This window comes from Natranaeroarchaeum aerophilus, assembly GCF_023638055.1.
Lineage (GTDB): Archaea > Halobacteriota > Halobacteria > Halobacteriales > Natronoarchaeaceae > Natranaeroarchaeum > Natranaeroarchaeum aerophilum.
Map to the genome: position 1 here is coordinate 45,992 of NZ_JAKRVY010000007.1, position 14,280 is coordinate 60,271.

The following is a 14,280-nucleotide window of genomic DNA, read 5'->3' on the forward strand; positions in this document are numbered from 1 at the left end:
TGCAGTCCAAAAAATAGAGCTCAGACGCATATAGGTCTATTTTTAATTCTTCCAAATCATCAAGCAGTATCCGATGAGTATTGCGACCGACATCATACACATAGTGAGGCCGTCAATAAGCTCAACAAAGTTTTCTTCAGTTCGGAGGTCAGAGTGTCAAAAATAACTTGCCACACATTGATATGACCTGAGTGTATTACCCAGCGTATGACTCTTCAGCAGATTTCCGCATCTGATATTACGAGCTGGGACTCTTTACAGGACATTGCAGCCACATTCGAGAAACGCGGGCTCAAGTTGAGACCAAACCTTGGAGAAGACCATCAACTCGTCCTCCAACTCTCTGACGAGGAATTCGTCGTTCTCGTCGAGGCCGGACCAGGCGAATCTGCGACCGATTTCAAACCTGAAAACCGCACACGGCACACAAACCTCGTCGCGACGAACGATTTCGAGGACTTCACTTTCCTGACGCGCGTGCGCAGTTGGGAAGGCCAGCAGCACGGTCGTATCAAGCACCAGAAACTCTCCTTTAGCAAGAAACAGTTCCAGTCCGGGAGTGGCGAGAAGAACACCATCTTACAGAAACTGAACTCCATCGAGTACGGCTCGTCGGCAGCCATCTACGACACACTCTACGACACCCGGAAGGTCGTCAAAGAGTTCTACCAACAATTCGAGAGCCTGCGCACCAACCTTGTGCAGGAGGTTTCAGGTATCCCTGACAACCGGGGCGATGCAAAGCAACGGTACGTGCAGATTATTCTCGACCGGATGATTTTCCTCTACTTCATTCAAGAGAAGCGGCTGCTCGACCGAAACCCTGACTACCTCCATGAAGAGCCCGCGAAAGTCGTGGATGAGGGCGACGACCGCTACGAGGAGTTTTACGAGCCGCTGTTCTTCGATTACCTCGCGGAGGATAAACAGAACCCGGACTTCGGTAAACTCCCGTACCTAAACGGTGGTTTGTTCGCGAAGAACCCCGTCGAAGAGGAGTTTGAAGACGCAAAACTGGGCAACACCGCCGAGAAGACGAACGAACTGTTCGACGATATTCTGGACTTCCTTTCCGACTGGAACTGGAATGTTGACGAACGGCTCGACATCGTTGACCCGAAAAACCTCTCCCCAGCGATTCTCGGTCACATCTTCGAGCAGACGGTCAACCAGAAGGAGATGGGCGCATACTACACGCCAGAGGAGATTACCGGCTTCATGGCTCGCCGGACGATTCACCCATACCTCCTCGACGAACTCAACGAGGTTGTTGGCGCGACCTACGAGGAAATCGACGACGTATTTGGCTTCCCAGAGACAGGTGCGAGTGCTGATACGGCGGCCATCGCTGACGGGGGGATGGTCACCCAGCAGGCCGCGACGGAGAACGTAGAGACTGGTCACGTCGAGACGCTGTACCACGACATCCTAAAAGAGGCGCAGATTCTTGACCCCGCTGTCGGGAGTGGCGCGTTCCTTCTGGCGGGACAGGAAATTCTGCTTGACCTCTATATGCAATGCATCGAGTTCTTCCAGCAACTCGAAGCCGAGGGGAAAGGCTGGGAACTGGAGTCACGAACACGGGATGAGTTGGAGACCATCGCGTCGGGGGGAGGGAACGCATCGCTGTTTGCGAAGCGGACTATCATCCTGAATAACCTATATGGGGTGGACATCGACGAAGGTGCGGTCGAAATATGTAAACTCCGGCTGTGGCTCTCGATGGTTGCGGACATTGAGGATGAGCCCGGCGAGGTTGAACCGCTCCCCAACATTGATTTCAATATCCGACAGGGCAACTCACTCATCGGATTCACAGATGTCCAAGAGATTGCTACTGATAAAGGAGATGCTTCCCTCTCGAACTTTGGTGGCGGTGTTGGTGAAAGTGTTCAGGAGATGTATGAGGAGGTAATTACAGCGGTTAAACGCCATAAAAATGCAGATACATCACAAGAAGCTACAAATGCAAGGAGATTGGCCGAAACGCGAATTGACGAGTATAGTGATTCCCTAGATGAAAAAATCCTCCAAAGGTTCGAAGATGCAGGTGTAGATGATGTTTCGCTCACGGAAATTAGAGAACATTCACCATTTCATTGGGTCCTTGAGTTCGCTTCGGTCTATGCAGATGGAGGATTTGATGTTATCGTCGGAAACCCCCCGTGGGACAAGGTGAAGGTGACAAGAGATGATTACTTCATAAAATATGACCCCGGTTTCCGAAGTCTACCAACTAAACTAAAGGACGACCGTCAAGAGGAACTGCTAGAAAAGGATGAGATTGCAGAGGGATGGGAGGAGTACAAACATCAAGCCGACCGTTTGGGGACCTATTACCGAAGCCAGTTTTCAAAACAGACTGCTCAAGTTAGTGGGCGTACTGTCGCGGGTGACACAGACTTGGCACCTCTGTTCCTAGAGAGGAGTGAAGAAATAGTCGATGACGGCTCATATGTTTCGTTAATCGTCCCGAACATCGTTTTCACAGGCGGGTCATATAAGAATTTGAGACGGAATCTGCTCAAAAAGAATACGCTTGATTCACTCTTCACCTTTGAAAACCGAGGTATCTTCCAACATGTAGATACTCGATACACCTTCACTATATCCACATTCACAGTAGGGAGCAAAACTCAGTCACTTCTCTGTTCCTTCAAACGTGGCGACCTCTCAGTACTCAGGACGCCGGAAGCTAGTGGAATATCGACACCTGCCAAAGTCCTACTCAAGTTTTCACCCGAATCGGGGATGTTTCCTAAGATTCGCTCTAGTGAACATGTTGATATTCTCCAAAAAATCACCCAGCATTCTTCGCTAGAACAAGCGTGGACTGTGAACACATACAGAGAACTTGACCAGACAAATGACTCTGACAGATTCTTTAATGAAGACGGGGAGAACAGGTATCGCTTATATGGGGGCCGGAATATTTTCCAGTTCTCTTACTCGCCGCCATACGCGCAAGAAGTAGATTACTATGGTATTCCTGAAGATGAGGCTCCTGAAAAGAGTGCTAAAACACGAATTAGACAGAAGAATACGAGAGCGCTAAAGAATGCAATCTATGAGCATATTGATGCACCTTCCTCCAAATCGAAGAAAAAAGCCGTCAACGAATATCTAGACGGAATAAGAGGTGAAGGTCTGAGTGAGAGTGACGTATTATTAGACTGTACTGAATACCGTCTTGCCTATCGTGATATTGCGCGACCAACGGATGAACGTACGACAATTGCTGCAGTCCTACCGAAAGGAGTTGCAACCTATACAAACCTGACCACAATTCGGCCGTATTCTATCGAACCCGATAAAGCATCTATGTCGGAGGTACCTCTGCATGGTGTGTATAAGAAGAAGTACTCCAATTGGGAATTATTTGCACTTCTAGGTCTCCTCAACAGTCTTCCGTTTGATTTCTTAATCGGTGAGAAGACAGATAAGCGAATTGCTACATACAGTATTCTTGAGTCACAAGTTCCGAAATTAGACCATGGGGGCGAATGGTTCGAATATATTGCCTATAGAGCGGCCCGACTGAATTGTTACGGGGATGAGTTTAGGGAAATGAGGGAGAGGCTAGGTGATATTGAACCCGCGACAGACAAGAAAGAGCGGAGTAGAATACAGGCCGAAATTGACGCTGCTGCTCTCCATGTATATGGCTTGGACTATGATGATGCAAAGTTCATTCTGGAGGACTTCCATCGGGTACAAAACCCGCGTGTAATGACCGACGCATACTTCGAGACTGTTGAGGAGAAGTACTTAGAGTTATCAGACCAGCATTCAATCCAGTAATTGTCTGAGTTCCTCATTAAACGACTCAAGTGCTTTCTTTGCATCAAGGGGGTCTGGATTTCCAGTGTAAATGTAGGAGCCAGTTCGGTAGAGGGTGAAAAGACCGCGATATTCCTTCTTACGGTAATTTAGTCCCGGACTCAGGGTTGGGTCATACTCTACGTCTTCGTGAAGGTCCAATGCGACCGCCTCTAGGTTAACCTCCTGACCAATATTCCCATTATATACTAAATTTCGCACGTCAGGCTCTTCTATAACGACCTTCAGACCTAGATGCTCTTCTAATATATCTACTAATTCATTATACGCTTCCTTAATCTGGTCAACATTTTCCCCTCCAGTAAGATGGTATGTTCCAGTCCGAAACAGCATAACTGTTACCGAAGTATCAGGTAGTTCAAAATGTAGTCCCGGGGCTTCCTCTGGCTCGTATGATGGAGAGAGGTACTTCATATCCTCAAATGCGTTGTGTAAATCGACCTCAATACCGAGGTCGCCTCCAGCAACTACGTTCACTAGGGTATAGTTGACCATACTGAAGACAGACAGCACATAGCAAAAAGAGCCCCGGCATACTTGTGTCTATGTGCCAACAATACCCCAACAGACTAACTGTGCTTGGACATCACTCTCCCGGACGAGTGTATCCTGATATTCAGTAGATGCCTCAATATTCTCTTCCAGAAATGATTCGAGTGTTTTGAGGAATTCGGCAGGCGGCCAATCTGGGAACAAGTCGTACTCATCGTGGTGACGGAAGGTATCGCGAAGAATTCGGTCTTCGTCGGTATTCGCAAGTTTGAACTCACCAAGCCGACTGTGGAGGTCGTCGGTCCACTCATCAATCGTGTCGTGGTCTTCATGCGAGCAGGGGTCGTCCCCAAAGTTAGGCTGGAGGTAGTGAGCGAGGAAGTCCAGAATCGTCTCTTGTTCCTTCGAGAACGAATCGCCCTGCTTGAACGCTCCCTCAACCTGCCCTTCACGTATCGCTTCAAGCCGGTCGTTAAGCACTTCCTCAATCTCCTTTCGGTTCGCCAGTACATTGTCGATGTTCCCCAAGACCGGCTCACCCTTGACAGATGGGCTGATTGAAAGCGTCTGGATAGACCGCTCTTTCACGTCGTCACCAAACGGCTTGTAGTAGAATGCCCGACGTACGCGCCCGAGTGGAGCGTTCTCCTCCTCACTGTTGAACCAGAGATGTGCTAGCCCGAATACACCTGGACGCGGCCCCTTGTCATGGTTGATGGTATTCGTAAAGAGCAATTCCCGCTCGTCCGGTGAGTCGTTGAAGAATTCCTCTGCATACTCGAAGTCGTCAGCTGTGAGCCCGTACTCTTCATTCAACTCCTGCTTTAGCAGGAATCGGTCGTACGCCGCCTCTTCGTTGCTTCCAGCATTTCGGAGGAGCGGGTTCTTGCTCGTATCGTCGAGTTCGTTTACGTCCTCGACTTCACGCGACCGGCGCAATGAGTCCTCAATTTCATCGACTTCCAGTTCTCCGATGGTCTTCTGGGTATCGACGCCCGCTTTTTCCAGAATCTGGTCCTCGTTCGGGTCAAGGATGTTATTCTCCTTGCCGACGATGAGTGCGATGTCATTGATTTTCGCCTGCAACCGTTTCAGCAACTTGATGGCCGCCTCAATGTCGCCGTCAGGATAGAAGTTGTGGACATGTTTCTCCGCCGTACTCCCGATGCGGTCGATACGACCGACGCGCTGGACGATGCGCATCGGGTTCCACGGGAGGTCGTAGTTAACCACGACATGAACATCCTGCAAGTTCACCCCTTCGCTCAGCGTGTCAGTCGCGACGACGTACTGGAGTTCGGTTTCATCTGATTCTGCGAGCGTACTTTGGTATCCAGATGCCTGCGGCGCGAATCGCTGGATAATATCCTGCTTGTTCTCGTCGCCGCCCTTCACGACCGCACTGTTTGCCGCCGTCAGCGGAGAGTTAGGGTTGTCTCGGAGCGTCCGATAGACGTAATCGGCGGTCCCTCGGTACTGCGTGAAAATGAGGACCTTTTGGTCGTGGTTCTGGAGAACCTCTGCGAGCCGGTCGATTTTCGGGTCGCGGAATTCCCGGAGTGAGAAGATTGCCTCGTAGAAGTCACGCGTCGCAGCATCGATTTCCGCCAGGTCACTCCTCGGGTACAGGACAGGGTTCATTTCCTCCTCAGAGACCTCAGGGAGCGTACCAGCATTGTGGTTGTGAAGCCATTGTCGCACCGTGACTGCATGGTCGCTTACGTCTCCAGCATCGCGGGCCACATCTCCGATGAATTGCGTGAGGAAGTATGCGAGTAACGTCAGGTCCTCACGGATGTAGTTTTTCACCTCACCAATTGTCGCGTCTGCCAGTTCATTCTCTACCTTTCCCTCACCTCCGTCGGCACGAACTGAGGTCGAGTCGAAGCCGAACTCTTCAAGCGTCTGTTCGAGGTCTTCGGCAGCGTCCTCTCCCTCAACGAAGTCGTCGATGGTTACAGCGGCCTCACCATTCTGTACGCTACGCAGGAGGTCGATGTCCTCGTCTTCGGGCAGGTCTTCTAGAAAGCCAAGAAGCCGACGCTCGCTCTGGTGTAGGGTCTCGATGGACTGGACAAACGCGTACGTCGACGATTCCAGTCGCTTGAGTAGGTTCAATTTGTATAACGCTTTCAGAGTCCCCCCAGCCTGCGGATTCTTCACTGTGATGTGCGGGAGATGAAGTGCGTCCATCACATCGGGAAGCATCCGATAGATGGGCTGGTAGGCGGGCGGCAGAGAGTACTGTTCCTTGTGAAGTTTTGGTGGCTTGAAACTCATCTCGAAATCTTCGTCAGCCTGAATCTGTTCCTTGACGTGCTTGCGCGTTCGCAGAACCATCACCTCGTTGAGGATGTTCGAGATTTCATTCGAGTGGCGCTGCAACTGCTCAGTGATTTGCTGTTGCTTCTGTTCTGACACTTCCTCCTTCCCGGCGGCAATACGTTTTCTGACTTCTGCGAGTTCGATGTACTCGTCGAACGCGTCAAAGTCGAGTGAGGCCTTGTTACGGAGTTCCTCCGGGCTCGTGAATAGGCTGATAAGATTCTTCAGGTCAGTAGCACTATTGTTGAGGGGCGTCGCGGTCAGCATTATCATCGTTTTCCCGCGTAATTGGCGGAGATTTGCGTGCCGCCGCGTTCCCTTGTAGTCGTCATCGTGAGTTGGGTTCGGACGCCACTTCCCAAAGTTGCGGAAGCGATGGGCCTCGTCAATGAGAAGTACGTCGAATTGGTCACGGAGTTTCTGAACCTCCTCGTAGCCGAGGTTCTGGAACTTGCTAATGCTCATCACATCGAGATGTTTCCCGTCCATCTCCAGTCCGAAATAAGGATTCCCATCCTCGTCAGTACCGTCTTGAAGCAAATCTTCCCACTGGTCGGTCAAGTTCGCAGGGACAATGAGTAGACAGCGGTCACCGTGCTGCCGATAGTCATAGAGCAATTCGCCGCCAATAAATGACTTCCCGAGGCCAACAGAATCGGAAATAATGCAGCCATCGTACTGGGAGAGTTTCTCGCGTGCGCTCTCGTAGCCGAGTTTCTGGAAGTAGTAGAGCGGGCTGTCCCGAGCACTGACGTTACCGTTGAGTTCGTCATACGCGAGGAGCTTGTAGAGTTCGAAGGGTTCGAGATACGTCCCGAGTTCCTCTTCAGTGGTACTATCTGACTCCTTTTCTTTCTCCTGTTTTTCCTTCCATTCTTTGTACTGGTCGCTATTCTCAATAATGTGAAGGATTTCTTCACTGAATACCTCAGCGTTCGCCCACTGGTTGTCATACCAGTCCTCAAAGGCTTGCGTTTGATAACGGTCTTGGCTGGTGAGATTAAGTTCAATATTGTTTCGGTGACCGCTAGCCGAGAAGTTCGAAGAGCCGACGATAGTGGCACAGGCACGTTTATCTACCTCGCCATCAGAAGCCGGTTCCTCTCCGTCGTCAAGCGGGGCACGGAACGCAGCCCCCTTCGCGTGGAAGTAACCGTTTTCCGGGCTTCGAACACGGACCTCAACGATTCCCTCCGCGACAAACTCTCGAAGCCGATTGAGTCGTCCGAGTTGCGCATTGTTTAGACTCTTGATGTCATCCTTCAATTCCTGTTTGAAGGCTTCTCGAAGATTCTGCCCCTCCTCAATTTCATCGGCAGTCTGTTGATTGGTCTGACGACCCATGAGAATGCGAAGCGGTGCATGACTGAGTTCGTCGGGCTCGGCCAGATTACCCAAGTCCTCCTTGTAGAGGTCGAAGCCGGAGAGATAGAAGTAGCCAGTCGCGATTCGTGCCTCTTCGATTTGCGGAATGATTTTTTTGTAGACTTCTTCGAGATTTTTATCCGTGTTATCGACAAGTGGGGGAACGGAGAGCATTCTGGATACTGGGAATTCTCATTAAATCAACTTAGTCTTTCGCAGCAGTATCTGTGGATTCACGATTGAACTAAACTCGTCATAGGTATGGTACTCAAACAAGGAAGATACTGATGGGTAGATTTGCTGAGGGTTACCGTGTACGTGTGGACGTTCCCGATAAAACCTACCCAGACTACGAAAGATTTCATGGCCGATGCAGAGAGGTTATTGAAGTACTGGAAGATGCTGCCAGCGACTTGACTGGAGACGAACGTAATGATGTACTCTACCGCGTGAAATTCGATGATGAAACAGTGATAATCGGGAAACGGCTGGGAAGATGCTGATGACGTACGATGAGGTGGCTGGTCTTGACCATTACAAGTACATGGAGACGGGTGTGGTGTACCTCTCATTACACACTGTGGGTGAGTAGAGAACGTTTCTTTACCTAGTGTTACATCGTAGCGTGGCTTTCTCTCGTTCTTGCGTGTGGCTCGTCCGTGTGAGCGAGACCGAATTTCTTGACGAAACTCTCCCGGAATAGACTATTTGACGACCGGCGTCGGAGGAAGCTCATCCAAGAAGCACTCGACGAATACTACGGCTGAGATGGAGTCTTGGCATTTTCCATGTGGTTATTTAATGGTTGAGTGATGAATTTTTAGAACGAATGGAGGTGAGCCTCAATAATGCGTTCCGATATGGACTTTCTGAATGTCGGTGATAGAGAGTTCGATACTCTCGAAGAGGTCACCTTCCACATCCGCCAGAACGTAAATGTCACTAACTTCGATGGCGACTTGAGCGTTATCGGCTCGGTTTGTGACTTCGACTCCACAGATGAATTCGTCCACTCGCTGGAGTCACACTTTTCCTTGGAACGGCAGAACGGCAATCTTCTGTTATTGAACGCCAAGGAATTCGATGTTCCCTACTATGTCTTCCTTAGCAACGAGTTCCCAATTTTCTTCACCACTGGACGAAAGACTCGCGACTTTCCAGAGACGATTAACGCTTATTTTAAGGGCGAGCAAAATATCGGTCGGCTTTGGATTAGCAAGCGTGAGATGGAGAATCTCCGTCAACGCGTCGTAAACAAACACCCTGACGTTATCATCCCGTATTTCACCGCGACCCGGAGCCGCCATTCTGAGGTAGAGGCGAACCGCCGCCCGCGTTTTGAACGGACCTTCCAGTACTACGCGAAAGACGGCTTGGATACATTCAACGAGCTAAAATACGAGTATGGGGTGTTGCCGACGAATATCAAATTCCAGAAAACGAATGAGTTCAAGTTCCGGGTGACGACTCGGGGAGTATTCACCATAAACAACGGGGGGCTCGAACAAGTTCTAACAGTTATCGAGGATTCTATCGAGCGTCTGCGTGAGGTCAAGAAGGCCATCGACACCTCCGGGTTCTCTACTCGAACAAATAAGTACACACAGAGTGGCGGGATGGCTCAGAGTCGTCCGTGGGCTGTCGAACTCAGCCACGAGCTTACAGACGAAGACGTGCAACAATTTGAGGGGGAAGTATTGCAAGAGGATTGGGAATTTGACCTATCCGAGTTGGATGTCCGAGCCGGTGACGACCGCTATCACTTTAGTGCGGAACTTATTGATGAACGGACGTTGGGGAAGACAATTCTCCGTTCGAACGAGAACTCCATTCGAATCTATCCTCGTGAGGATACAGGTATTGACCAGTCAATTCGAGTTTTTGAATTCATCAACGACCAAATCGACCCCAAATCGATAGCTAGAAAGGTTGCATGACAAGGCGATGGGCCGACGATAAGGTCGAGAGCATTCGGTCCGACCTACCGCCAGACGACCTTACCCGATTCAACACGCTGTACGAGGACGCACTGGATAGTACATCGGAGGAGGAAGTCCGTGACGACCTGGAAACGGGCTACCAAGAGTCAGAAGACCATCTTGAACTCGTCACAGCTGTTGCATCAGGATTCCACCAGACCCCAATAGCCGATGGGTATTCAAGCGGGTACGAGTTCGCCATTACCGAACCGCTGGAGGAACTCAATCATACTGAAGACGAAGAGGTCACGAACGGTGATGTACTCCTCGTCCGCGAGACTGAAGACAACGATGACGACGAGATATACCTCTGTATCGTCGAGTGTAAGGCCGGGAGCGAGGCAAGTGGACGCTGGATTTCAAAGCTCCAAGGTATCCGTGACGTAATGGATACAGAAGAGTACAGGCAGAGGCTCAAATCCCAAATTGGATTCGAGGATACGGAGATTAAATACACCCAGTGTGTCCTTCTCGGGATGATAATCCCCATTCACTCGATGAACTACGAGAAGCTGTCGGAGGATATGGACCTCCCTGACGACTTCGCGTTTTGGGGGTACGATGGCCGCGAACAGGGGATGGTCCACGTTGAAGGCGAAGTTCGTGATAAGCCTCTTGCAGGCGTAATCAAGGACTCCATCGATGCGGGGAAAGTAGAGAACCCGCTCGAATTCACGTACGGCGACCATCCTCTCACCCAAATGAAGGTGCTTACTGAAGACATTATTAAAGAAAAGAAGCAGGAAGGGGACGAACATCCGTTTGAGTTCGAGCGGAGTGAATTCCGTGAACGCTTTGATAGGCACCTAGAGGTCGGATTCTCTGGAGACCGGCGCGAAAAACTCGTGGATGAACGTGTGGAACGCATTCTCGATGTCGGACTGAAAATCGATATATTCGTGGATAACGACCTGAATTCGGAACGTGATTACCGAATTTACTTCAGGGGGAGTAAATACCACGTCGCGAAATCCTCGGCCGAACAAAAGTACTTTGACGAGATGTCGGTGGAGCGAAAGAAGGAGCGCGCGTTGGAGCAGGCTTGCGAGGAGTTCACGCGCGAGCAAACTCGGTTGGATGATGACTGGAGGACTTTCGACGGTCAAATATACGGAACCAGCGAGTAGCGGTTGCACTTTACCCGAACTCTCTCGCCGTCAATTAGAATCCAGTGTTTGAGGTTTCGGATGGCAGCGTCCACGTTCTCTGGGCTGTAAGAGTGGATTCGAACAGGCTGTCAAGACAGAGGCGGCCGTCGGAGGAGTTGCACCACCTGCGGTCGGGTTTCGTTGCCGTTGTGTACGACTGGCTCGTAGATTTCAATATACGTGTGTCCATTATTCTATATCTGCAAAGGTATGTCGGAGAATCGGTCCTTCGACGACAGCAGAATTGTGCTACTTTTGAATCTGTAGCTGTATCAGGGTGACCCATTTGATACTCTCAGACGCCATTTCTGGGTCTACCAGTGCTGTTACTGAGCCTTGATGGTGGTCCGCCAGCCCAACTGTGGGCTCGCCTGTCTCAGCGTTACAGAGTAATTTGAGACGACACATCCCGGTATCGACCTTCCAAACTGTAACCCAGTTGCCGGACTGACGATTTGACGTTCTAGTCGCCCAATCTCGCCTCTGTTCTGCATTCCATTCTGACAGGATGTTAGCCAGCCGTTTCAAGTCCTGTGACCTCCTTCTCAGGTTTGGGTCATCTTCGTACTCAATAACAGAGCCGTTACGTATTTTCCTCAAGAGGACTCGAAGGCGACCCATTCCATCGACTGCTAACCCTATCTCGCTCCTTGTTCGGCCGCTATCGTAGAGTGGGGCACTGAATATAGTCTGTTCTCCCCCCTTGCCTGAATAGGTGTTGTACAGGCTTATTGCCCAGAGTGTTGAATGCTGGGGCGTAAACAACTCATCTGGGAACGGGATAGTTCGCTTTACTGATGGGTGGTGGGGTAGTCGTAGCCACTTGATGATGTTGTGATACCCGGACCACTCGTCTGGAGGCGGTATCTGCGCCGCCCACCACTTCGAGAGGTCACCAGCTCCGAGGTTAACGTTGTGGTCGTCGAAATGCGTAGAATTGAGCCATAGAACACTGTACTCGTTCGAGCGAAACGTCGCTTGGACGGCTTCTTTATCCTTCGTATGGTGTTTATATTGGACCTCAATTGCAATCCCGTCTCCGAGTGATTCATGATGATGGTCGAACTCGACCAGAACGTCTGTACGCCGGTCTCCAATTGGAGTTTCAATCGAGACGGTCGAATTGGAGAACGTCGCCTCGGCTTTTGAGGCGGCGATAGATTTCAGTCGTTTGTGTTCCGCTGATTCACCGCTACCTGTTCCTGAACAACCGCCTGGTGGTTGCGTCGGATGTATAAAATGGCGAGCCACAAATGACCCTTTTCGACGGTGAGACTCCCGAATTGCGAGTTGGTTTCCGCATCCAGGGCACTCTGGAGAATCACTATTATTTGCTTCGTGTGGAGTACAGAGTTCCCCGTCGATTCGCGCGGTGAACGGCATATGTTGATGGACTCCTGAGCGGACTATTTGCTTGTGTTCAATACGTCTGAGTAATCCATACCCCAGAGAGGGTCTCGGGACATCTGTCGGAGGATGTGTCTCAACGAGGGCACAATCGTCTCCAGCTGCGGGTCAGGGATGTGGGGGATGAGTTCGGTAAAATCGTGGTCCATTCTCCCAGTGAGATGCGCCCGATAGAAAGTGAGGCCTTCCCATACGGCGTCGTGTCCGTATTCGTCGAGGAAGTCCGCTACATCGTCATTGACGTATGCTTGTCCCACTAACCCAATCAGCGGAGGATTGACGATTGCGTCATCCTCGTTCATTTCGTCGACAATTTTGCCTTCAGCCTCAAGAAAACCGGCTCTATACCCTTTTGATTGGGAGTTTGAGGCTATTTCTACTGCGCCAATGTCGACGAGTTCCTCGATGTCGTTGTACAGTGTCGACTGCGGGACCTCTAGGTATTCTTCTAATTTGGGGACGCTTAGCCCATCCCCGAGAAACGGATTGTCGCCCTCTTCGACGATGTTCCCCTCTACGTAGAGGGTGTACCAGATATGAGCAAGTCGGGGTTGATTAAGAAGTTGGCCGATAGCGGCTAACTCGTCCGCAGTCGTCCCAAGTGTATCCAACTTCTCATCACCTATATCATACATACTCATCAGTTTCCATAGAACATAAAAAGTCTCTTCGGTTAAATTAGTACTTAAATGTGTTTATTCCTCTGACTCTCTAAGTTCCACGATACGTAGCTCGCTACCCATTCGAGAGCGAAGAACATTACAAGGCCAAGGATTACAGCAGAGAAATAACAAGTGATGGAGACTTCAGACTCAGCACGCATGGTATTGATTCTGGTTCGAATGGTGAATATGCATCGATAGATTGACGTTATACGATAGAAATCTTTGAGTGGTGCGTTGAAGCCTCGGACACTCACGCACCATTTTCAGTACTTACTCCGTAGGTTCTTCACGTAGATGTCTCAAGAATTGCAAAAGCTCCTCGATTCGCCCTTCATCCTCGTCATCCACGGCTAACAGACCTTCGTCTCTTGCCCGTACGAATAGATAACTCACTGTCCGCTCCCACTCCATCAGATTACGAGCTACAGTGTCCCTGTCGTGGAGATACACGAAAAACTCAGCATCGCAATCATGGCACTCTAGGAGCTGTCCGTCACTGACTACACCATCATCACTCAACGGAGTCGTCTCACCGCACTCTCGACATTCGAATTCAGTCATCATTCATGACCACGCGATAGTGCTCGTCCAAATCTTGTTGTGACCAAATTTCAAACGATTCAGGAACCTTTGATAATCCGATAGCGTACTGAAACTCCTGTGAATCCAAATCTAAGAACCGTCGCTTGATGACTCTCTGACGTGGATTATCTTCGGTCCAGCCGTCATCCATTATTGTGATTAGTCGGTCGTCAAGCTCATACTCGGGTTCTCTATCGAGATTCATTCATCTCACTCTCTCCTGTAACTGTCTACTTGGCGCTCAACCTGCTCATGGAACTCATCATCATCAAGACCGCCAAAATCGTCGCTCACGTGGTCCAGCATCTCCTTCCATTCACTGATTTCTTTGAGACAATACTCTCTCGGCGTCATGCCTGCCTTACGCGCGTTACGCTCGACCTCATCTTGTGACATGAACATGACCATATCGACAAGAAACGCAGCAATTAGCTCTTTGGTCTCATTTTCATTAAATGGACTCGAAAATATAGCGTC

The 14,280-nt window shown here is 50.1% G+C and carries 9 protein-coding genes; 4 read left to right on the top strand and 5 right to left on the bottom strand.

Features of this window, described 5'->3' with window-relative positions:
• The first annotated feature begins 207 nt into the window (after positions 1-207).
• Positions 208-3,801 carry an Eco57I restriction-modification methylase domain-containing protein gene (locus tag AArcSt11_RS12160; RefSeq protein WP_250597410.1) on the top strand — a complete coding sequence of 1,198 codons (3,594 nt, stop codon included), beginning with the start codon at positions 208-210 and terminating at the stop codon, positions 3,799-3,801.
• Here the strand turns inward: AArcSt11_RS12160 and AArcSt11_RS12165 are convergent.
• Both AArcSt11_RS12165 and AArcSt11_RS12170 read right to left on the bottom strand, forming a co-directional pair.
• Positions 3,790-4,335, bottom strand: a complete 546-nt coding sequence (locus AArcSt11_RS12165; protein ID WP_250597412.1) for a TBP family protein — start codon at positions 4,333-4,335, stop codon at positions 3,790-3,792. The two genes, AArcSt11_RS12160 and AArcSt11_RS12165, sit on opposite strands and share 12 nt — an antisense overlap.
• Before the next feature lie 48 nt (positions 4,336-4,383).
• Positions 4,384-8,196, bottom strand: a complete 3,813-nt coding sequence (locus AArcSt11_RS12170; protein WP_250597414.1) for a helicase-related protein — start codon at positions 8,194-8,196, stop codon at positions 4,384-4,386.
• A 113-nt stretch (positions 8,197-8,309) separates the two neighbouring features.
• Here AArcSt11_RS12170 and AArcSt11_RS12175 point away from each other — a divergent pair, with 113 nt between their 5' ends.
• From AArcSt11_RS12175 to AArcSt11_RS12185, 3 genes are all read left to right on the top strand, one after another.
• The gene (locus tag AArcSt11_RS12175; protein ID WP_250597416.1) at positions 8,310-8,525 is read left to right on the top strand and encodes a DUF8139 family protein; all 216 of its coding nucleotides are present in this window, start codon (positions 8,310-8,312) and stop codon (positions 8,523-8,525) included.
• 345 nt (positions 8,526-8,870) lie between these two features.
• A complete protein-coding gene (locus AArcSt11_RS12180; RefSeq protein WP_250597418.1) occupies positions 8,871-9,959 on the top strand; it encodes a hypothetical protein in 1,089 nt (362 codons plus the stop codon).
• Positions 9,956-11,128 (top strand): hypothetical protein, encoded by a 1,173-nt coding sequence (locus AArcSt11_RS12185; RefSeq protein WP_250597420.1) that lies wholly within the window; start codon positions 9,956-9,958, stop codon positions 11,126-11,128. Before AArcSt11_RS12180 ends, AArcSt11_RS12185 begins: the two co-directional genes overlap by 4 nt.
• Positions 11,129-11,398: 270 nt before the next feature.
• On the opposite strand, the gene AArcSt11_RS12190 is transcribed toward AArcSt11_RS12185, so the two are convergent.
• From AArcSt11_RS12190 to AArcSt11_RS12200, 3 genes are all read right to left on the bottom strand, one after another.
• Positions 11,399-12,532 (bottom strand): competence protein CoiA family protein, encoded by a 1,134-nt coding sequence (locus tag AArcSt11_RS12190; protein WP_250597422.1) that lies wholly within the window; start codon positions 12,530-12,532, stop codon positions 11,399-11,401.
• A 23-nt stretch (positions 12,533-12,555) separates the two neighbouring features.
• Entirely contained in the window at positions 12,556-13,191 is a 636-nt protein-coding gene (locus AArcSt11_RS12195; RefSeq protein ID WP_250597423.1) for a hypothetical protein, read from the bottom strand.
• Between the two features lie 822 nt (positions 13,192-14,013).
• Positions 14,014-14,199: a hypothetical protein gene (locus AArcSt11_RS12200; protein ID WP_250597424.1), complete on the bottom strand. Its 186-nt coding sequence runs from the start codon at positions 14,197-14,199 to the stop codon at positions 14,014-14,016.
• Positions 14,200-14,280 lie beyond the last annotated feature (81 nt).

Excerpts from the sequence above, each read along its gene's own strand:
- AArcSt11_RS12185 (WP_250597420.1), top strand. The coding sequence starts at position 9,956 with ATGACAAGGCGATGGGCCGACGATAAGGTCGAGAGCATTCGGTCCGAC.
- AArcSt11_RS12175 (WP_250597416.1), top strand. The coding sequence starts at position 8,310 with ATGGGTAGATTTGCTGAGGGTTACCGTGTACGTGTGGACGTTCCCGAT.
- AArcSt11_RS12180 (WP_250597418.1), top strand. The coding sequence starts at position 8,871 with ATGCGTTCCGATATGGACTTTCTGAATGTCGGTGATAGAGAGTTCGAT.
- AArcSt11_RS12170 (WP_250597414.1), bottom strand. The coding sequence starts at position 8,196 with ATGCTCTCCGTTCCCCCACTTGTCGATAACACGGATAAAAATCTCGAA.
- AArcSt11_RS12200 (WP_250597424.1), bottom strand. The coding sequence starts at position 14,199 with ATGTCACAAGATGAGGTCGAGCGTAACGCGCGTAAGGCAGGCATGACG.
- AArcSt11_RS12190 (WP_250597422.1), bottom strand. The coding sequence starts at position 12,532 with ATGCCGTTCACCGCGCGAATCGACGGGGAACTCTGTACTCCACACGAA.
- AArcSt11_RS12195 (WP_250597423.1), bottom strand. The coding sequence starts at position 13,191 with ATGTATGATATAGGTGATGAGAAGTTGGATACACTTGGGACGACTGCG.
- AArcSt11_RS12165 (WP_250597412.1), bottom strand. The coding sequence starts at position 4,335 with ATGGTCAACTATACCCTAGTGAACGTAGTTGCTGGAGGCGACCTCGGT.
- AArcSt11_RS12160 (WP_250597410.1), top strand. The coding sequence starts at position 208 with ATGACTCTTCAGCAGATTTCCGCATCTGATATTACGAGCTGGGACTCT.